This window comes from Butyricicoccus sp. AM27-36, from assembly GCF_003480945.1.
GTDB lineage: Bacteria > Bacillota > Clostridia > Oscillospirales > Butyricicoccaceae > Agathobaculum > Agathobaculum butyriciproducens.
Genome location: NZ_QUJR01000001.1, coordinates 491,525 through 507,635, shown reverse-complemented (window position 1 = coordinate 507,635; position 16,111 = coordinate 491,525). Strand labels below are relative to the sequence as shown.

Sequence of the window (16,111 nt, the reverse complement as noted above, 5' to 3'; positions counted from 1 at the left end):
AAATTCGTGGCTAAAAAAACGCCGGGCGTCGCGGACCCGCAGGCCGTAGGCTCCGCCGAAAGAACCTATTTCAAATTTCCGGGTCGCCGCACGGGTCGTCCACTTCGTCGATGATTTCGCCCGTTTCAGGGTCAACGTCGAACGCTCCTGATAGTTTTTGCTTCGCAAGATTATATTTGCGCTCTTCAAGGCGCAGGCGGCGGCTTTCCATCTCATAACCCTTGATAGAATCAAGTAGCTTGATGATACGCCCGTGTATCTTGTTCAGTTCGGCTTCCAGTTTCATAGCGCGATCAAACGCGCTTGCCTTGATGACTGTTTGCATATTGACTTTGTAACTGGATTTCTCCAACTCCATTTGACGGTCTGCCGTGGTATCTTCCAGCGCGGCTATTTCGCGTTGTAATGCGTCCAGTTGCTTTTGCTTTGCCTTTGACGGCGGCTTACCATCCGGGCCGCTGTCAATCTCCCACGTCAGGTCATCACGCTTACGGCGCAGGGTTTCCAATTTCTCTTGCTGTTGCTCCAACCGCTCCGTACTCTTTGGCGCACGCATTTCAACAACGCGGTCAATATACAGCGCGTCCGGGTCGCCGTTCTCTATCTTTGCAATCTTGCTTTGCAGGTCGGCTTCCTTTGCAATCAGAAGTTGCAATTCAGAAAGCATATTCGTTCCCGTGTCAAGCGTGATACTTTCGATGTATTCGCGCTGTTCGTCCGGGAGGTCCGCAAGGCGAACCGTTGAATATGCGCCGTGGGTTTCCGCGTTTCGGTTCCCGTGTGGAGCGCCCGCACCTGCGGCGTTCTTATTGCCGGGTTGTCCGCCGCGCTTCCGCGGTGGTTTCTGCGCTTCAAGTTCCGCCGCCCAGCTATCAAGGCTTTTCCATTTGCGGACCTGTTCAGGCTTTACGCCGACTTGCTCCGCAACCTGTCGGGCCGTCAGCGTTCCGCCAGAATCAAGCCATATCCGCCGGGCTTTGTCACGTTCCGGGTTTCGCTCTCTTGCCATGCGTCCGCCGCGCCCCCTTTCGTTTGTTTTTCATTTTTCGTTCCGGGCGTTGCCGCGGAAGTGCGTAAAAAACGGGCCATGTTCAAAACATGGTCCGTTTTCAGGCTCCCGGCGGCGTGGAGGAATGCGCCGCCCGTATCGTTGTGTTCACTTTTCACAATGTCAATTATAGCAGGAAAAACGGGCAATAGGTGGCAATCTTATTTTTCCGGGAAAACGTAGTGGGAAATCCGCTTGTTCTGCTCAAAGCGCTTTGCCAATCTTTCCAACGCAATGTTTCGGATATTCCGGCATTGCCGCGGGCTGTAATTTACGCGTTGCGAAAGACGTTCCCATTGAAGCCCGTCTATGTAGAAGCCGTAAATCACCGCTTTTTCGCGGTAGTTCAGGGCGTTCAACTCCGAAAGAATTTCACCCTTTATTGCGGTCAGCTTTTCGTTTTCCCGGCGCATATTTGCGATAGTGTCGGAAACGGATTGCGGGATATTCAGCACGACGCGTTCGACAGGGTTTGAAACCCCGCCTTTCCCGTGTGGCATACCGTCGGAATTCACCGCGCCCAACGTGGAATAGTATTGATCTTCAAGGTTCCGAATAACCCGCTCGTTCATGGTGACTGTTTTATCTATATCCCGGTAAAAATCCAGAATAGCAATAACTCTTTCTTGCTTCATTGCTCCGTTTCCTCCTGTTCCTGCTCTATCAAGGCGGCTTATATACCCTGCGGAAAGGGTGCGCCCGCTCGTAATGCCTGATTTGTACCATGTACCGCCGTTCAATCAGCGCGGCCCGCTCTCTCTGCCGTTTTCTGCGGCGGTGCTTCGGCTCTGCCTGCGCTACGGCTTCTTCAACTTGCGTGATGAATTTTTCAACCGCGCTTGTCAGCGCGTCCGCAATGGACGTGATTTCGTCCCGTATGACCTGCACAGCTTTTTGAATGCGGTATATGGCTTCTTCCGCTGATATGCCCGCCCGCTCCGCAAGTATCATCGCGGCTTCACGGAAACGCTCTGCTTCCTCCGCCGCGGCTTCCAGATAATCGGTCTTGTATTCGTCCATCTGCGCCCCTCACTCTTCCGCCGGGGAACAGAAATAAGAAACCGAACAAAAGATTTTCACCCGCTGTCCGCAATGTTGGCAGGTGTGCGGCTTTCCCTCCGCCGCGCCGCGAATGCTGTATTCGATAACTTTTGCCGCGTCAAACTTCGCCCCGCAATACGGGCAAATCCCGCATTCGCTACTTCTGGTAGCCTGCGGGCGGCGTGGTGCGCTCTGCTGGGTGCTTTCGGTCGGCTTCGTGTCCTGCGTCCCGTCTGCGGTGTCCCGCTCCATAGCGGCGCTATACGGCGCCGTGTCCTGCGTGTCCGGCACTTTGTCCCGCTCGACTACGGGTTCCCGCTCTTTCTGCGGGCGTTCTGCCTGCGTAGGTGTGGCGGTGTTCTCTGCGGGCGGTGCAGGCGGTGCAGGCGGGGCAGGACGTTTCCATTCCCGCGCGGCCTTGATGGAAATTGCCCCGGTCAGGTGATATTCCTTAAAGGCGGCGTTCTGGTTCTCCACAGGCAGGCCCGCCAATTCGTAGGCGGTCGAAAGGTTGATGCGGTCCGCTTTCAGTTCCTCCGTGAATTCCGGGGACAAATGGCGAATGATGGTGTCATATCGTCCGATTTGCGTTGTGCTGGTATGAAGCACCTTTGCGATAAAATCGCGGGTCCCGTCCGTCTGTAACTCTCCGTCTTCAAACGTCTTTTCGACGATGCGGCGCAACAGTTCGACGAACCGGGGCTTTGTCTTCGCTTTCTCCAAAACCTCCCGCAGATAGCGGACCTCTTCGATTTTGTCCCATGCGGTCTTTTCTCTCTGCGAGTTGGTAACGATCAGGTCCAGCCCGTCGCGTATTTCCTGTTCGTCCGCCGCTTCCTCTGTCGGTTCGATGACGCAGGGTACGAATTCGTATTCCGGCTTCCCATCGTTCACAAGTTCGATAGAAGCAAGGCGGCGGCGATGCCCGGCAATGACCTTGTACTTGCCGTCGCCCAGCGGAACGACGACAAGGTTTTGAAGAACTTTCCCTGCAATTTCGATTGCCGCTTTCAGTTCCCCGATTTCCCGCATGGAATAGAAATTGTCTTCCGACGGCACAAGGTCAAAGACGCTCAATTTCTCATAGCGGCTTTCAGAGGGGCGGGGCTTTGCGCTCCCGCCGCCCGCCGCCGCCTTTGACGTGTCACTCAAAATCTGGTTCAAATTAAATCTTCCCATAGATAGCCCCTTTCCCGTCCGATTCGGACAAACTTTCATTTTCGCATTCCCGGCAAGGGTAAATCATTTCGTGATACCCCCGTTCGGTCGATCTGTGAAAAACCCGTTTCCCGTACTTCAAGCAAATATGCGGCTTGACTGTTCCGGCTTTGTGTTGCTGTTCCTCTGTCAAGTTCAGGTGTTCACAGTAATTGCAGTTTTTCACTTTTTGCCCCTCCGCAAATACTCCCGTACAAACGCGATATAGTCCATCGCGGTTCCGCTCCGTCGGCTATACTCCACGATAGGGATTTCCGAAAAGGTGCTTTCGGTGACTTTATCCGAATAGCGAATGCGAGTGTCAAAGACGGGGTATTCCGGGCGGGACCGCAACCACGCTTCGCCCTGCTTCTCTGCGTCGGCGCGGATAAAGCAGGTAATCAAGCACCCGGCAAGGCGCAAGCGCGGGTTCAGGTCGTCCCGTGTGTCCTCAATCTGTTCTTTCAGTTCTTCCAGCCCGTCAAAGGCGTACTTGTCAATCTTTATGGGAATAATCACGTCGTCGGACGCGACAAGGGCATTTATCGTTGAAATGTTGATGTCCGGGGCGTTGTCGATGATGCAGAAATCATAGAAGTTCTCTGCCGCAATCGTGTTCAGGGCGGACCGCAGGCGCGTTTGTTGGGGGCGGGTGCTGTCCATCAGGACTTCCATGTTCGCCCGAATCAAGGTCATATTTGCGGGCATTACGTCGATATTCTCGAACCGGGTCTTCTTGATGACTTCCCGCGGGTCCAGTCGCCGGGCGGTCAGCACGTCCGAAATGCTCTTGTCATCGTAGGAATGGACCCCGAATGCCTTTGACGTGTTGCCTTGCTTGTCATTGTCTACAAGCAAAACCCGCTTGTTGTGGAGCGTTGCGAGAACGTGGGCCATGCTGTCAGCGGTCAGCGTCTTTGCAACGCCGCCTTTTAGGTTGATAATTGATATGGTTTTCACCGTCTAAACCTCCTTTTGTGGTTCTCCCGCTCGAAAGCGGGTCAACGAACGATTTCTACCAAACGCCCGTCGTTGTCCAGTTCGTACAGGAACTTCACCGTTCCGGCTTTGACGGAGTGCATACACACAATGTCGGTGATAGTCCGTTCAACGATAACGTCAAGCGTTCTGCCGCCCACCGCGCAGGCGTTCTTCCTCATGCCGATTTTGTCGCCGATCTCAAAGGGGCAAACGGCGTTGAATGCCGCAAGTTTCATTTTCTTTTACCTCCGTTTCGTTTGTCAGCGGCTCCCGGTCTTACTTCCGCCGCCGCTTATGCTTTTTCCGCTTTGGAGCGGGAGGGGCGGGCGGTTCCGGCTCCGTCGCTTCCTCGCAGAGAACTTCCAGTTCCTCCACGTCCGCCGGGGCGAACGTCAGGGACGCGCCGCCGGGGTCGTATGCCTGCGCCGCCCAATCCGCCTTGAATTTCGCAAGGTCGTTTTTGTAGCGTGGGAACGGGTGTACCTGTTCGGCGTAGTAAATCGCCATCATCATTCTTTCGTCGTCCGCCGGGTCCCAATTATGCAGGTGATAGCTTGCGTGGTTGTCGTAGGCCCACAGGGAAAGCAGAACAACCAGCCCGTCGAACTCTTCGTTCGATCTCTGGATATTCTCAAAGTCCCGGTAGGTCAAGCCTTGCCCTCTGCATTCCTCCCGGATTTGTGGAATGCTCTTTCCGCCCGTTTTCAAGCGGCAACGAACAACTTTCGGTCGATAGTTCATGTATTTTCACCTTTCTTTCTCAACGGACAGTAGCGTGGGGCCGTCTTCCCGTAGAACAGTAGTGGACCCGGCGGCGGGCATTTCGGGTGATTGCAGTAAGACGCTTCCTGCCCGAAATGCCCGACGTGGGCGCTGTTGCTGTTTCCATTGCGCGGGTATGTGTGGACCGATGCAAATTCGCATTCGCGGCACTTCATGTCGGTTCCTCCCAATTCCACCACCCTTGTTTCCCGTGGGCGGGAATGGGCGTTTTGAACATGACCGGGTTTTGAAGCACCCACGCGAACCGCCCCGGCGAATAATCACCTAACAGGCGTTCCCGGTTATCCAAACTGTCCACAAGTTCTTCCACAGGCACGCAATCGACGATTTCAACGGTTCCGATGACTGCGCCCCGCGGCAGGTTTCCGCCGCCTGCGGCTTCCAGTACGGCCCAAAACTCACCGTTCGTCAGATGCTTTGTCGCTTGCACTTCGTCCAGCCGCCCGGCGTGGACAGCGACGCGGCCCCGAATATGCGTCCGCCGTGGTCGGGTTTCATAATGCTTGACCCCCGCTACGATTGCGTGTGCGTATGGCTGATACACGGTAAAGGCTTTCATTCCTGAACCTCCTTGTTTCCATTGTAGATGACCACCATAGACGGGAACGGGGCCGCGGCGTATGCTTTGCCCTCTTCATCGGTGAAGCGTAACCGCCCGCGCACAAAGCGGATTTCCGCCCGCCCATATATGTAGTCGTGAAAGTATGTCGTGTCAGTCCGGGCCGGAATCAGAAGAACGACGGTTGCGCCGCGCTGGGCTTCCTCGTAGGCTTTGCGAACCCATTTCCCAACCTCGCGCCCGTATGGAGGGTTGCAGAATACAGCCCCCCCCCCGCAAGATTCCACGGGCTTTTCAGTCCGTCGGTTTCCGGGGTGTAGTACGCCGGGCATTTTGTGCTTTTGTCGGTCGCCGCCGCGTCAAGCGTAAAATGAAACTCTTCGTTCAGGCGGTCGAAAAAGTCTTGCGGGGTGCAATAGTCCATCTTTTTACTGCTCAAAAGCGCCGCGTTCATTCTTGAACCTCCGCCGTTTCCGCGTCAAATGCGGTCGTCTGGTTTTCGTCCGGATCTTCTTCGTCCTCCGCCGCCGGGGTGGTGAATGCGCTCCGGGTGTTCAGGAAGTGGCGGCATTGATAGGACAGTTCTTCCAGTTCGTCGGCGAATTTCTTACTAATGACATAAGGCATGATGACCGCCGCCGTCAGGAACCCGGCCTTTGCGACGATGTACGAACCGCCCTGCGGCGTGGTCCGCTCGTAGAATTGCACCATGTCGATAACGTCTTCCAGCGGCGAAAGGTACAGGCTCCGAATGAACATAACGCCGTTGTTCGTTTTCAGCGGCTTCAAGCGCAACCCGCCATTGATAAAGGTCGTTTCGTACTCCCGAACCAGTTTGTCGCCCGCCGCCACGTCCTCGACGTTCAGGTGTTCCGGCAAGCGCTCATGCCGGAAAAGAATTTTTTCGCGTTGCTTCCCGGTAATATCGAACACGGCGCAGAAACTTTCTTCGTCCAGAATAGGCAGGCCGTCCAGAGGATAGAGGGCGTAGCCGTCGCCCAGCCATTGTGTGATTTCTCCCGATCTGTCGATGCGGTCATACAGGTAATAAAGCCCGTTCGTCTTGCAGATAGAAAGAACCTTTTTCAGCTTCATTCGTCTACCTCCGCCGCCTGCTCGTTCAACGCCTTTACCGCCGCCGGAATGTCGGCGCGGCCCGCGTTCTCCACTTCAACCCGCGTCACGTCGCCGACGTGGTACACGGAAACTTTGCGCTTCTGACGGAAACCCGCCGCCGCGGTCGCCACAGCTTCACCCGCCGCGACAATCAGGACCACACAGCCCAGCCAAACCCAAAAACTTGAAAACACGAATTGCAGAAGTTCCATTTTATTTCCCTCTTTCCAGCCTTTCGGCGATATTCAAAATTCCGACGATTGCTTCACGAATGTTCGCGTCCGTGTCCGCCGTGATGGACAGGACCCGCGCAATGTCCCGCAGTTCCTCTGCCGCGGCGATTTGGTCCGCCGCCGCGCCCGTTGCTCTCATGCAGTCAGGGCAAAGGGGCAGGCCCTCCGCCGTCGGTCCGCCGCATTGCTCACACTTCGTCAGTTTCATAGATAACGCTCCTTTATACCGGGTAGCCAAATACAATGACGGTTCCTGTCAGAACTGCGCCCAGCAGGAAAGCAACCCACAGGATAACCACGCCCAACAGGACGTTTTCAGCCCAGCCGCAGACACGCAAGGCCCACTTTGCCACGGTCCAACATTGCAGGCGGCGGGTGTGTTCCAGCTTTTCAAGGCCCGATGCCCGCTTCATGTCATAGGTCGCCGCTTTGACCTCCGCCGCGACTTTCGGTTGCAAACCCGCTCGAATGGTAAACAGCGCCCAATAAAGAACGATCAGCAGAATTCCGGCACGCATTGTCAGTCCTCCGTTTCTCGTTCATGCGCCCACACACATTCGGCGCAGTTTTCCAGTTCGCCCGTGTCGAGCGGGCAAGGCTCATTGTCGGCCCATTCAGGCTTCATGCAGTCATACTTCATTTCGTTTCCTCCGTTTCGATGTTTCGGCCCCGCAGGGCAAGCATTTTTTCACGAACCAGTTTATCGACGACGCGGCCCGGCGTTTTCTGCCCGCTCATAAGCATAAGACGTTCGAGGTTGTAGGCCGTCTGTGCCGTGACGCGGACCGTCATTTTCTGTGTGTGCTGTTTTTTCATGGTGTCCCGCTCCTTTCGTGGTGGACGTAATCGAGGAATAGCACCGCCCCATTGAAGCGAACCCGCCATTGTTCGAGGTCCGCCGCGGTAACGTACTTCCTGCCGAAATGCTCTTTCATGTCCCGCCATACCGCCCACGGGACAAAGAAGAAGTCGTTTCCAATCCCGCCGCAGACTGCGGCAAGCGCACCCCGCCGGGCGTGGCGTTCCAGCGTGTCCCGCTGTTCCTGTGTCAGAACGTCCCACTTCAAACGATCTGTCGTTGTGTACTTCGCTTCAAAGACTATGGAGCGCCCGCCGTCGAGCGTTCCTTGAAAGTCCGGCTGTGCGCGGGCGGTAAAGCGGCCCTTGAACTTTCCGTCGCGGCTCTTTTCCAGAACGCGGAACGGTTCAGGGGTTTTGTCTACGTCGGCCCGCTCCCGGTCAGAATAGAGGGCGCAGGCGGCTTTTATGGCACTCTCGAAAAAGTGGCCCTGTGCGTTGTTGACCTTGTTTTGATACCGCAGGGCGGCGCGTTGGTTGTCTATCACGGTTCCACCCCGCTTCCCAACACAGGGCGGCGCGTGTGGTCGCCCATGCCCGCCATAAGCGCTTGAAGTTTAAGTGCTTCGCTTCGGCTGATTTCCGCCGCCGGGATTTCTTCGGCCTTTTTGGAAGCAGGCGGGAAGATGTCGTTCTTCATCAGGAACGCCGAATAGAACCGTTCCATTTCCTCTTCCAGCGCGGCTTTATAAAACTCATAGCTGAATTCGATTTCCAGCCGTTCCGCCGCGGTGCAGTCAATTCCGACTTGCTTTCGTGCGCGGCCTGAATAGGACCCGACGCACTTAAAGGGAATTTTCCCGGTCACGGTATAAATCACCTGAACCAGCAGTTTTCTTTCATACGGGGTCTTGTAACGGAAGAAGCACTTTTCCAAACGCTCTTCCGCTATTTCGGCTTCGTCGATGCCGTATTGCTTCATCAGCTTGTCAAGCAGGGCGGCGGCTGACTGCTTTTCACCGTCTGCGCCGCGGTTTGCAAGGGCTTGAACCTTGCGTATCTTCTCTAACAGGCGTTCCCGCTCCGTCATTGTCATACCTCCCATGTGTAAGGTTCCGTGCGGCACATATCGTAGAACGGGCAGAACGAACAAGCGTCGTCCGCCGTCCTGCGGTCGCAAATTTTCTTGATGACCCGCGCGGCCTGCTTCATTTCTTCGACTTCCTGTTCTTCCGGGGTCGGCTCATTTCTTCTCATATCTCGCAGATACCCCCGATATTGTCCAAATCGGCCCGGCTCACCGTTCGGCGTTTCAGGATACCCGCCATGACTTCGCCGTAACGGTCCCAACGTGCCGTCGTGGTCGTGAAGTAGCGCAATTCCGGGTTGAACTGCGCCCGCATTTTCAGGCCCGTAAGGATTTCACTTGTAATTTCGAGGTCAAGCGGGTAAACGCTGACGCGCCCGCTTTCCTTGTCTACCTCCCGGCAGACGGCAAGCAGTTTCAACCGCTCCCGCGGCTTCGGCGGCTCCCGCTCGATTGCGTCCTTGCAGTCGCAGGGTTCGGAAGCGTCGAGGTGTGCGCCGCAGTCCGGGCAGATTTTGAACGGCCTTGCCATATTGAACAACCCCTTTCTTTATTCTTTCTTTCGCAATTTCAGATAGACCGCCCAACCCGTGAAGTCGTTGTATTCGTACTGAACGCCGTAGTCATCGTCTGTCAGGGTCCAACCGGGATATTTCTTTTCCCAAAACTCACGGGGCGGGTGTTCTTTCGCCCACTTCTCAATCTGACGGCGATTGTACTTGCCGTCGTTCGTCCGGCTGTACGGCCTTTCGAGGTTATGCGAGGAATTCCACCGCTTTTTCCCGCACCCCTGCTTCACAAGGTAGGTGCAAAGGGCGGCTATGCCGTTTTCATCGGCTTGCAGGCGGTCAGCATTACAAAAACCGATTTTGTCGCCCTTTTTCTGTCCTTTGCGCCTGCGTTTTCTCCACAGGTCTTCCACAACGTCACGGTCAAGCCCGCCGTTCATAATGATGTGGTGATGAATACGAACGGGGGTTTCGCTGTTTCGCTTCGTGGTGTAGGCGGTAACGATCATGTACTTTAGCGGCGGCAAGCCCTCTTTCTTCCGGCGGTACTGGACCCGGCGTAGGAAGTTTGTTGCTTCCTGTTCGGCCTGTTCCACCGTGTCAGGCAGATATTTTCCGCTGTATGTAGCTGTAACGTGCAGGGCTTCCGGGTCAGAACCGAAATTCAGGTTCGCCGTCTGCGTGAAGTAGCGGCGGGCGTTCTTGTCATTCAGGTTCTTTTGCTTCGGCTCCGTTTCCTTGATTTTCTTTGACCTCTTCCCGCGCGTAGATGCTGTCAGTTGCGCGGCGGTATAGGGGTATATATCTACCTCCCGATAATGCTTTCCGCAGTAGATTTTCTTTTCTCTCATAAAACTTCGCACTTGCTTCACTCCTTTTGCGGGTAGAGGAAGCGGGCGGGGCTTTACTTCCGGCGTGTGTAGTTGTCTATGCAGGCAGGAAGAACACCAGATAGGACGTGTCTTTCTTCCCGGTCCTGTTGTCATGCGTGACAAGGCTAATCGCAGGAACGTTAATACCCATTACAAGCCCGCCACGCCGCGCAAAAACGGCGTTATTTGTTGACTTTTTCCGCCGTTTTTGATATACTAACGGTAGGTTGATAGCTGATATATTTTCATCGGCGGAACCCGCTTCGCGTCTGCTCTCCCAAGCAAACGCGGGGCGGTTTTTCTTTATCCAGTTTTCACGACGGCGGGGGTTCAGACCTCCGCCGCTTTGTCTTTGTCTTCCTGCGCGATCTGCGCCGCGTCCTGCTTCGACGTGAACAGAGAAGCCACAGTCGCGCCCAGCGCTTCGCCCCAAACTTCCACGGGGTATTCATTCAGGGCATTCAAAATTCTGTCGCTTGCGATAAGAACAAGCTGTGCGCGGTCCTCTTCGGCGACTTCAACGTTTTTCTCTTCGTCGTCCTCTCCGGGGACAGATACCAAGATTTCGGATTTCAGATAGCAAAGCGGGCGAACGCCGTTGTTGCCGTAGTAAGCGTGGTTCCAGAGCATCGCGCCAGAGGAATAGACGGCGCGGACGTCGTAAGAGTAGGGCGCTTCACAGGTCCACGGGGTCAGGTTCCAGCACCACGCGTCCACGCGCGGGATAATGCCGCGGAACATTCGATACAGCTTGTCCGACAGCAAAGCGATTTTGTCGGTGGCGGTCCCGTAGTCGGTCATGCCGTCATCGGCGGTCAGGTCGCTTTCCCAATCGAGGAACGCCGCCCGGTCCGCGCCCTCTGCAACCAGCGCGTCGAGGAACGCGCCGTTCAGTTCGCGGCGCAGGGAAGAAGAACGCCAATCGTTCTTGTTGTCTTCGTCGAAAGCGCGTTCAAAGACGGGTTCGGCGGAAATCGCAACGGTCCCGTCGCCTGCGTACAGTTTGACCCACTCAACACCGCCGTACAGGAAGCGCCCGCCCGTTTCGATCTGCGAAATTTTCTTCATGGTTTAGTCCTCCTCATATTCCGGCTTGAAGCCGTTCTTAATGTCCGTGATAAGGTCCCGGACCGTCCGGGAAAGGCAGTAATAGAAAATCGGGAGCAAGAGGGTGAAAACCTCTCCGCCGACGGCGAAATAGCCACGGTAGGCCAGCGCACGGGCCGCGCCCTCACGGAACAGCATAATTCCGGCAATCGTCAGGGCCGCATACTTCACGATAGCCCACACGGGGACCGGGCGGCGCTGGGCGATTTTCCGGGACTTCCGCCGGGCGGTCATTTGCCCGGCTTCAACGGTGATTGTGATAATCTCTTGTGTCATTTCGGTTCCTCCACTTCGATTCGCTCCGCCGCCGCGATCATAACGGCACGTCCGTTCTTGTCCAGCAGTTCACCTTGTACCAGCAACCCGGTTTTGTCCGGGGTCTTGCGGTAAATCACCGCCGTTACTCGCTGGTAGGTGATGCCGTTGTATCGTACCGGGCATTCGTCTATGAACGCCCGCTTCAAATCAGCCGTTGTCACGGGGCGCACCGCCTTTCCGGGAAATCTCATATTCGGCCCCGAAACGGCGGCGCTTGCACCGCCAACAGGTGATTTTCATATTCACGCCGCCGCGAACGCGTTCAATATCGTGTTTCCCAGCTTTCTTGATTTCGAGGAAGCAGGGCAAGCAGAATTGACGTTTCATGCTGTCACCGCCTTTATGACCCGCAAATAGAACGCTTCCGGTGTTTCATCGGGCGGAACCGTCAGGCTGATTTTATGGAACTGCTTTCGGCACTTCGTACACTCCCTGCGTTCAATCGCGCCAACCGTCCAAATGTTCACGCTTCCGCCGCTTCCAAAATGGTTGTTCATTTCGCCGCAGAACGGGCAAATCTCCAACAGCCCATTGTGTACGATCTGTCCGGCGCTGTCGTAAATAATGCCGTTTGTTGCTTCTTTTGCGATGCGCTTCCCGTTTCTCTCCACGTTTTCAACCTCCTTGTTTCCAAATCGCTTCAACCTGCTTCCGGCAGTATTCCGGGCCGTTCAGGTTGACCCAATCACTGATAATGGCGCGGTCTTCGTCTTCACGGTGTTTGTCGATAGCCTTGAAGTTCTCTTGCAGGGTGTCCGGGTCAAAGTATTTCACGCTGGAACCCGTACCGTGGGCCAGAACCACGCGAACAGCAATACAAGCCGCGTCCGCGCAAATTTCGATACGCAGGTTTCCAAACTCCATGAAGTACGCGCCGACGAATGACGTACTTTTCGTCAGACCGCGGGCGGTCCCGAACTCCTGCATTGCGAGGGTGCGGGCCGTCTTCGCCGTCAGCTTGACCCCGCCGGGGTGCTGTTCCTTTTTCGTCATGTTGTTTCCTCCCGCTCGAACCTGATTTTCATTTGTGCGGGGCAAAGGTCCACTTCCGGGCGGCGGGTCCCTGTCCAGCGCAGGCCCCCGGCTTGTCCAACGCATTTCCACCCAGCGGCCCGCAGGCTTGCGCCGTTTTCTGTGTCCAGAATATAGGTGACTACCCGTTTATAGCCCATCGCCCGCGCCGCTCTCCATGCCGCGGCGTAAAGCATTGAACAGGCGTTGCGGGTTCCGTCTGTGCAAAGTCGGTTGACCTCCAATGTCCAACCGTCGTCAAGGTGGCGCGATACAGGGCGGCCCACAATGGCAACCCCTACGATTTTTTCACCGTCAGATAGCCCAATGGAAAACTTATGCCCCACGGTTGCCCCGTGGTGTCGGTGGTTTTGCTCGACAAACGCGTTTGCTTCTCTAAGCGTCATCGGTACGATTTCAAGCACGTTGCGTTCCCTCGCTCTCCTGCGACAGCCACCAAAGCGGATTGTTCCGCTTGTCCTCATACGGACAAGGGCTACCATCGTCACAACTGACTTTCCCACACCCGGCGCAATACTTCCGCTGGAATGCTTCGTCCCACGGCGCTTCAATGACGGGCAGGCCCCGCAAGAAAGCGCCCAGCGTTTCCGGGTTCTTCGTGATTTCTTCAAAATTGTTCACCGTGGAACCTCCTTTACGAATTGACCGCGGTTTTGCCGCGGCGTTTGAAGTTCTCTTGCACGCGCTGTTGTGCAAGAACGGGGTTGTATGCTCTCCGCTGGTTGCGGTCAAGCCCGCCCGTTTCGCCGCGTTTCAACTCCCGGTAGACGGTAGCCGTTGCCATACCCAGCCCATCGGCGATGTCTGCCACCCGGTCGCCGTTCAGGTATCGTGTGGAAATCTCCTTGCGGTCCTGAAAATCTATGTATCTGTACTGCCGCACCATTTCACCCCGTTTCTATTGTGTTTTAGCTCTGTTGATGGTAAAAAAATAAATGCGATAGAACGCGTACCCGTCATTCGACGTGGTATTTGTTCTTTCGCATTTAATATTACAAGCCGCCGACAGAAAAATTAACCAATCCACAAAAAAGAGGGAGACTACACGTCTCCCTCTTTTTAATTCCATATATTTTACTGCTCCCGGAAGTGCACCTTACCGGTCTCAGCGTCCATGCCGTCCACGATAGCGAGCGACTCGAGCTGATAGCCCAGATTGCGGATAATACGGCCGCCCTGCTGGAAACCCTTCTCCACGGCAATGCCGATGCCCTCGACCGTACCGCCGGCCTGTGCCACGATGGAGATCAGGCCCTGCAGCGCACAGCCGTTTGCCAGAAAATCATCGATAACAAGCACATGGTCGTCCGGACCGAGGAACTTCTTAGAAACGATAACCTGATTCTTACACTTATGTGTAAAGGATTCAACCTCGGCAACATAAACCTCGCCGTCGATGTTGACACTCTGGGTCTTCTTCGCAAACACGACCGGAACGCCGAAATGACGAGCCACGATGCAGGCAATGCCAATGCCGGATGCCTCAATGGTAACGATCTTGTTGATCGGCTTGTCCGCGAAACGGCGCTTGAACTCCTCACCCATCTGATCAAACAGGTTAATATCCATCTGATGGTTCAGAAAGCTGTCTACCTTCAGAATGTTGCCTTCCTTAACAACGCCATCCTTGACAATTCGTTCCTCTAAAAAGTTCATGCTGCCACTCCCTGTTTTTTGCTTTATTTTCATCAGCTCTGCAATAGCTGCACTTGGTATTTTACCATTGTACTATACTTCGACAGGTTTTTCAATCATTCGTGCGGAAATTATTCCTCAATTTTCTCCGCATACTGCTGAATGATTTCCGCAACCTGCTCATGCGTGCCAACGGCGTTGATAAACTCCAGCAGCGCATTTGCCGTCATGTGCGCAGGCAAATCCAGCGCGTGCAGAACGGCAGCGCGGCGCGCCGTGCTGTCCGATCTGCCGGACAGTCCCCACTCGTAAAAATCCGCCTTGGTGATGACCGGATGCACAGGTGTTTCGATTTCGTCCTGCTGTGCAAAGGTTGCACCCGCTCGGCGGAGCGCGTCCAGAATCACCTGCGGACGCATGCCCTCCACGCCCAGCTTGCCCTCCTTGGAGCCATGCCGCTTGCGGCGTTCCTTGCCCGCGATATCGGGCACATACGCCTGCTTGACACAGCCCTTCGGCAGCGCACCCTTGAGGTAATTGCGGATGACAAAGCCCGCACCGTCACTGTCGGTCAGCACGATGAGACCGCGCGTTTCCGCGATACGGCGCAGCAGCTTGAGCTGGTCTTTATTGTTAAAAATGCGGAATCCGCCGCTTTCGAGCACCACGGTGTCCACCACCTGCCGGACGGTGTTCACATCATACCGGCCCTCTACCAGAATCGCTTCCCTGATACGCGTCATTTCTTTTCCCCCTTCAGCTCTGCCGCCATGGTGAGCAGCGTCAGCTCGATCTGCTTCTGCCGGTCTGCTGCGCCACCCTTGAGTGCGGCATCGGTCTCCGCGCACAGCGACGCCGCCTTTCGCAGCCAGCTGAGCGGCACACGCCGTGCTGCATTCTGAATCTGCCTTGCGTAGTACGGCGATTTCGAGCCAATCATCTCCATCAGCTGTTTTTCGCCGCCGCGATTCTCTGCGCACAGCTTGGCGGCATACAGACGCTGAATATGACGCGTGATGGCAGTGAAGATCATGACCTCGTTGTTCTTCTGCGCGAGCAGCTCCCCGACGAGTGCGACCGCCCGATCAAACCTGCCTGCGGTTACCGCGTCGGTCAGGTCGAACACGACGGCATCCAGCACCGGCGAGCATACCGCGTCGATGTTATAGCGCTTGATAACGCCGGTCGTGGTGTGCGCGGCTGCCTTTTCCATCTCACCGGCGAGGTTGGTCATGGAATTGCCGCACAGGAAGATCATGTACGACGCATCTCCCGGTTCGATCATGCAGCCGAGCGCCTTGGCACGCCGCTCGAGCCACGCCACCAGTTCCTGCTCCTCCGCGTGTGCGAACTCGGCAAAGCAGGCGCGCTTCTCGAGTGTCTTGTACAGCTTGGTTCGCTTGTCCGGCTTGCCGTCCAGCACGTCGTAGTAGAACACGAGGCAGACGTACTCCGGCAGGTCACCGAGCACGCCCGGCAGCACGTCTGCGAAGCCGGCAGGCGGCTTGAACAGGTCGAAGTCCTTGACGATGATCAGCTTTTTATCCGCCATCGCGGGATAGCTGTCAATGGCTTCGGTCAGCATTTCCGGTGTCAGGCCCTTACCTTCGAACTCAATAAGATTGAAATCCGCAAAGGTCTCGTCCACCACCTTCTGCCGCAGCTGCCGCAGATAGTATTCCTTCATGTAGCTTTCCTCGCCCGAAATGATGTACAGCGTGGCAAATTCGCCGTTTTTCAGGTCGCGGATCAGCTGTGATTTTCCGTTTGGTTTGGTTTCTCTTGCCGCCATGTG

Annotated in this window: 32 protein-coding genes; all 32 read right to left on the bottom strand. The window is 55.6% G+C overall.

Translation table 11 applies throughout. From position 1 onward, the window contains the following. Positions 1-70: 70 nt before the first annotated feature. On the bottom strand, positions 71-1,009 hold the full coding sequence (terS, locus tag DW724_RS02435) for a phage terminase small subunit (RefSeq protein ID WP_118760519.1): 939 nt from the start codon (positions 1,007-1,009) through the stop codon (positions 71-73). Between the two features lie 200 nt (positions 1,010-1,209). Next, positions 1,210-1,683 carry a hypothetical protein gene (locus DW724_RS02430; protein WP_117490818.1) on the bottom strand — a complete coding sequence of 158 codons (474 nt, stop codon included), beginning with the start codon at positions 1,681-1,683 and terminating at the stop codon, positions 1,210-1,212. 28 nt (positions 1,684-1,711) lie between these two features. Then, positions 1,712-2,068, bottom strand: a complete 357-nt coding sequence (locus tag DW724_RS02425) for a hypothetical protein (protein WP_118760518.1) — start codon at positions 2,066-2,068, stop codon at positions 1,712-1,714. Positions 2,069-2,077: 9 nt separating this feature from the next. After that, positions 2,078-3,268 carry a ParB N-terminal domain-containing protein gene (locus DW724_RS02420; protein WP_158580188.1) on the bottom strand — a complete coding sequence of 397 codons (1,191 nt, stop codon included), beginning with the start codon at positions 3,266-3,268 and terminating at the stop codon, positions 2,078-2,080. 201 nt (positions 3,269-3,469) lie between these two features. After that, positions 3,470-4,246 (bottom strand): ParA family protein, encoded by a 777-nt coding sequence (locus DW724_RS02415; protein ID WP_118760516.1) that lies wholly within the window; start codon positions 4,244-4,246, stop codon positions 3,470-3,472. A gap of 41 nt (positions 4,247-4,287) precedes the next feature. Further along, positions 4,288-4,503 (bottom strand): hypothetical protein, encoded by a 216-nt coding sequence (locus DW724_RS02410; protein WP_118648462.1) that lies wholly within the window; start codon positions 4,501-4,503, stop codon positions 4,288-4,290. Positions 4,504-4,543: 40 nt separating this feature from the next. Then, positions 4,544-4,918, bottom strand: a complete 375-nt coding sequence (locus tag DW724_RS02405; protein ID WP_147358623.1) for a hypothetical protein — start codon at positions 4,916-4,918, stop codon at positions 4,544-4,546. A gap of 283 nt (positions 4,919-5,201) precedes the next feature. Further along, a complete protein-coding gene (locus DW724_RS02400) occupies positions 5,202-5,609 on the bottom strand; it encodes an ASCH domain-containing protein (protein ID WP_118760514.1) in 408 nt (135 codons plus the stop codon). Further along, entirely contained in the window at positions 5,606-5,896 is a 291-nt protein-coding gene (locus tag DW724_RS02395) for a phage N-6-adenine-methyltransferase (RefSeq protein ID WP_256372133.1), read from the bottom strand. The genes DW724_RS02400 and DW724_RS02395 overlap by 4 nt, the downstream gene beginning before the upstream one ends. Further along, on the bottom strand, positions 5,779-6,063 hold the full coding sequence (locus tag DW724_RS16215) for a phage N-6-adenine-methyltransferase (RefSeq protein ID WP_256372132.1): 285 nt from the start codon (positions 6,061-6,063) through the stop codon (positions 5,779-5,781). Before DW724_RS16215 ends, DW724_RS02395 begins: the two co-directional genes overlap by 118 nt. Next, positions 6,060-6,704, bottom strand: coding sequence for a hypothetical protein (locus DW724_RS02390; protein WP_118760513.1), 645 nt, complete (start codon positions 6,702-6,704; stop codon positions 6,060-6,062). The genes DW724_RS16215 and DW724_RS02390 overlap by 4 nt, the downstream gene beginning before the upstream one ends. Then, positions 6,701-6,937, bottom strand: a complete 237-nt coding sequence (locus DW724_RS02385; RefSeq protein ID WP_117555125.1) for a hypothetical protein — start codon at positions 6,935-6,937, stop codon at positions 6,701-6,703. The genes DW724_RS02390 and DW724_RS02385 overlap by 4 nt, the downstream gene beginning before the upstream one ends. A 1-nt stretch (position 6,938) precedes the next feature. Beyond that, on the bottom strand, positions 6,939-7,166 hold the full coding sequence (locus DW724_RS02380) for a hypothetical protein (protein WP_117555124.1): 228 nt from the start codon (positions 7,164-7,166) through the stop codon (positions 6,939-6,941). A 13-nt stretch (positions 7,167-7,179) separates the two neighbouring features. Then, positions 7,180-7,476 carry a hypothetical protein gene (locus DW724_RS02375; protein ID WP_118760512.1) on the bottom strand — a complete coding sequence of 99 codons (297 nt, stop codon included), beginning with the start codon at positions 7,474-7,476 and terminating at the stop codon, positions 7,180-7,182. A gap of 118 nt (positions 7,477-7,594) precedes the next feature. Then, the gene (locus tag DW724_RS02370; RefSeq protein WP_118648452.1) at positions 7,595-7,774 is read right to left on the bottom strand and encodes a hypothetical protein; all 180 of its coding nucleotides are present in this window, start codon (positions 7,772-7,774) and stop codon (positions 7,595-7,597) included. Continuing rightward, positions 7,771-8,304 carry a Holliday junction resolvase RecU gene (locus DW724_RS02365; protein ID WP_225123258.1) on the bottom strand — a complete coding sequence of 178 codons (534 nt, stop codon included), beginning with the start codon at positions 8,302-8,304 and terminating at the stop codon, positions 7,771-7,773. The genes DW724_RS02370 and DW724_RS02365 overlap by 4 nt, the downstream gene beginning before the upstream one ends. Continuing rightward, positions 8,301-8,846, bottom strand: coding sequence for a DUF2786 domain-containing protein (locus tag DW724_RS02360; protein ID WP_158580187.1), 546 nt, complete (start codon positions 8,844-8,846; stop codon positions 8,301-8,303). Before DW724_RS02360 ends, DW724_RS02365 begins: the two co-directional genes overlap by 4 nt. 2 nt (positions 8,847-8,848) lie before the next feature. Next, positions 8,849-9,013, bottom strand: a complete 165-nt coding sequence (locus tag DW724_RS15520) for a hypothetical protein (RefSeq protein WP_158580186.1) — start codon at positions 9,011-9,013, stop codon at positions 8,849-8,851. Continuing rightward, positions 9,010-9,375: a hypothetical protein gene (locus tag DW724_RS02355; RefSeq protein ID WP_117490847.1), complete on the bottom strand. Its 366-nt coding sequence runs from the start codon at positions 9,373-9,375 to the stop codon at positions 9,010-9,012. Before DW724_RS02355 ends, DW724_RS15520 begins: the two co-directional genes overlap by 4 nt. 18 nt (positions 9,376-9,393) lie before the next feature. Further along, on the bottom strand, positions 9,394-10,203 hold the full coding sequence (locus tag DW724_RS02350) for a rolling circle replication-associated protein (protein ID WP_201309081.1): 810 nt from the start codon (positions 10,201-10,203) through the stop codon (positions 9,394-9,396). Positions 10,204-10,554: 351 nt separating this feature from the next. Then, positions 10,555-11,292 (bottom strand): mucin-5AC, encoded by a 738-nt coding sequence (locus DW724_RS02345; protein ID WP_118760510.1) that lies wholly within the window; start codon positions 11,290-11,292, stop codon positions 10,555-10,557. A gap of 3 nt (positions 11,293-11,295) precedes the next feature. Further along, positions 11,296-11,607 carry a hypothetical protein gene (locus DW724_RS02340; protein ID WP_118760509.1) on the bottom strand — a complete coding sequence of 104 codons (312 nt, stop codon included), beginning with the start codon at positions 11,605-11,607 and terminating at the stop codon, positions 11,296-11,298. Beyond that, a complete protein-coding gene (locus DW724_RS02335; RefSeq protein WP_118760508.1) occupies positions 11,604-11,810 on the bottom strand; it encodes a hypothetical protein in 207 nt (68 codons plus the stop codon). Before DW724_RS02335 ends, DW724_RS02340 begins: the two co-directional genes overlap by 4 nt. After that, the gene (locus DW724_RS02330) at positions 11,797-11,976 is read right to left on the bottom strand and encodes a hypothetical protein (protein WP_118760507.1); all 180 of its coding nucleotides are present in this window, start codon (positions 11,974-11,976) and stop codon (positions 11,797-11,799) included. Before DW724_RS02330 ends, DW724_RS02335 begins: the two co-directional genes overlap by 14 nt. After that, complete coding sequence (locus DW724_RS02325) at positions 11,973-12,260, bottom strand: hypothetical protein (protein ID WP_118760506.1); 288 nt, start codon at positions 12,258-12,260, stop codon at positions 11,973-11,975. Before DW724_RS02325 ends, DW724_RS02330 begins: the two co-directional genes overlap by 4 nt. A gap of 4 nt (positions 12,261-12,264) precedes the next feature. Beyond that, complete coding sequence (locus DW724_RS02320) at positions 12,265-12,642, bottom strand: hypothetical protein (protein ID WP_118760505.1); 378 nt, start codon at positions 12,640-12,642, stop codon at positions 12,265-12,267. Next, the gene (locus DW724_RS02315) at positions 12,639-13,085 is read right to left on the bottom strand and encodes an XF1762 family protein (RefSeq protein WP_117490861.1); all 447 of its coding nucleotides are present in this window, start codon (positions 13,083-13,085) and stop codon (positions 12,639-12,641) included. The genes DW724_RS02320 and DW724_RS02315 overlap by 4 nt, the downstream gene beginning before the upstream one ends. Next, a complete protein-coding gene (locus DW724_RS02310) occupies positions 13,078-13,302 on the bottom strand; it encodes a hypothetical protein (protein WP_117490863.1) in 225 nt (74 codons plus the stop codon). Before DW724_RS02310 ends, DW724_RS02315 begins: the two co-directional genes overlap by 8 nt. 13 nt (positions 13,303-13,315) lie before the next feature. Continuing rightward, a complete protein-coding gene (locus DW724_RS02305; RefSeq protein ID WP_442861247.1) occupies positions 13,316-13,564 on the bottom strand; it encodes a helix-turn-helix domain-containing protein in 249 nt (82 codons plus the stop codon). 191 nt (positions 13,565-13,755) lie between these two features. Beyond that, on the bottom strand, positions 13,756-14,337 hold the full coding sequence (locus tag DW724_RS02300; protein WP_118479573.1) for a xanthine phosphoribosyltransferase: 582 nt from the start codon (positions 14,335-14,337) through the stop codon (positions 13,756-13,758). 110 nt (positions 14,338-14,447) lie between these two features. Continuing rightward, positions 14,448-15,059 (bottom strand): toprim domain-containing protein, encoded by a 612-nt coding sequence (locus DW724_RS02295; protein WP_118729598.1) that lies wholly within the window; start codon positions 15,057-15,059, stop codon positions 14,448-14,450. After that, positions 15,056-16,108 (bottom strand): DNA polymerase III subunit delta, encoded by a 1,053-nt coding sequence (gene holA, locus DW724_RS02290; RefSeq protein WP_118760504.1) that lies wholly within the window; start codon positions 16,106-16,108, stop codon positions 15,056-15,058. The genes DW724_RS02295 and holA overlap by 4 nt, the downstream gene beginning before the upstream one ends. Positions 16,109-16,111 lie beyond the last annotated feature (3 nt).

What these genes read in the sequence shown, in the direction of transcription:
- DW724_RS02300 (WP_118479573.1), bottom strand. Translation starts at nt 14,337, where the DNA reads ATGAACTTTTTAGAGGAACGAATTGTCAAGGATGGCGTTGTTAAGGAA.
- DW724_RS02295 (WP_118729598.1), bottom strand. Translation starts at nt 15,059, where the DNA reads ATGACGCGTATCAGGGAAGCGATTCTGGTAGAGGGCCGGTATGATGTG.
- DW724_RS02320 (WP_118760505.1), bottom strand. Translation starts at nt 12,642, where the DNA reads ATGACGAAAAAGGAACAGCACCCCGGCGGGGTCAAGCTGACGGCGAAG.
- DW724_RS02385 (WP_117555125.1), bottom strand. Translation starts at nt 6,937, where the DNA reads ATGGAACTTCTGCAATTCGTGTTTTCAAGTTTTTGGGTTTGGCTGGGC.
- DW724_RS02330 (WP_118760507.1), bottom strand. Translation starts at nt 11,976, where the DNA reads ATGAAACGTCAATTCTGCTTGCCCTGCTTCCTCGAAATCAAGAAAGCT.
- DW724_RS02340 (WP_118760509.1), bottom strand. Translation starts at nt 11,607, where the DNA reads ATGACACAAGAGATTATCACAATCACCGTTGAAGCCGGGCAAATGACC.
- DW724_RS02375 (WP_118760512.1), bottom strand. Translation starts at nt 7,476, where the DNA reads ATGCGTGCCGGAATTCTGCTGATCGTTCTTTATTGGGCGCTGTTTACC.
- DW724_RS02410 (WP_118648462.1), bottom strand. Translation starts at nt 4,503, where the DNA reads ATGAAACTTGCGGCATTCAACGCCGTTTGCCCCTTTGAGATCGGCGAC.
- terS (WP_118760519.1), bottom strand. Translation starts at nt 1,009, where the DNA reads ATGGCAAGAGAGCGAAACCCGGAACGTGACAAAGCCCGGCGGATATGG.
- DW724_RS02400 (WP_118760514.1), bottom strand. Translation starts at nt 5,609, where the DNA reads ATGAAAGCCTTTACCGTGTATCAGCCATACGCACACGCAATCGTAGCG.
- holA (WP_118760504.1), bottom strand. Translation starts at nt 16,108, where the DNA reads ATGGCGGCAAGAGAAACCAAACCAAACGGAAAATCACAGCTGATCCGC.
- DW724_RS02355 (WP_117490847.1), bottom strand. Translation starts at nt 9,375, where the DNA reads ATGGCAAGGCCGTTCAAAATCTGCCCGGACTGCGGCGCACACCTCGAC.
- DW724_RS16215 (WP_256372132.1), bottom strand. Translation starts at nt 6,063, where the DNA reads ATGAACGCGGCGCTTTTGAGCAGTAAAAAGATGGACTATTGCACCCCG.
- DW724_RS02425 (WP_118760518.1), bottom strand. Translation starts at nt 2,068, where the DNA reads ATGGACGAATACAAGACCGATTATCTGGAAGCCGCGGCGGAGGAAGCA.
- DW724_RS02390 (WP_118760513.1), bottom strand. Translation starts at nt 6,704, where the DNA reads ATGAAGCTGAAAAAGGTTCTTTCTATCTGCAAGACGAACGGGCTTTAT.
- DW724_RS02350 (WP_201309081.1), bottom strand. Translation starts at nt 10,203, where the DNA reads ATGAGAGAAAAGAAAATCTACTGCGGAAAGCATTATCGGGAGGTAGAT.
- DW724_RS15520 (WP_158580186.1), bottom strand. Translation starts at nt 9,013, where the DNA reads ATGAGAAGAAATGAGCCGACCCCGGAAGAACAGGAAGTCGAAGAAATG.
- DW724_RS02360 (WP_158580187.1), bottom strand. Translation starts at nt 8,846, where the DNA reads ATGACGGAGCGGGAACGCCTGTTAGAGAAGATACGCAAGGTTCAAGCC.
- DW724_RS02370 (WP_118648452.1), bottom strand. Translation starts at nt 7,774, where the DNA reads ATGAAAAAACAGCACACACAGAAAATGACGGTCCGCGTCACGGCACAG.
- DW724_RS02345 (WP_118760510.1), bottom strand. Translation starts at nt 11,292, where the DNA reads ATGAAGAAAATTTCGCAGATCGAAACGGGCGGGCGCTTCCTGTACGGC.
- DW724_RS02430 (WP_117490818.1), bottom strand. Translation starts at nt 1,683, where the DNA reads ATGAAGCAAGAAAGAGTTATTGCTATTCTGGATTTTTACCGGGATATA.
- DW724_RS02420 (WP_158580188.1), bottom strand. Translation starts at nt 3,268, where the DNA reads ATGGGAAGATTTAATTTGAACCAGATTTTGAGTGACACGTCAAAGGCG.
- DW724_RS02380 (WP_117555124.1), bottom strand. Translation starts at nt 7,166, where the DNA reads ATGAAACTGACGAAGTGTGAGCAATGCGGCGGACCGACGGCGGAGGGC.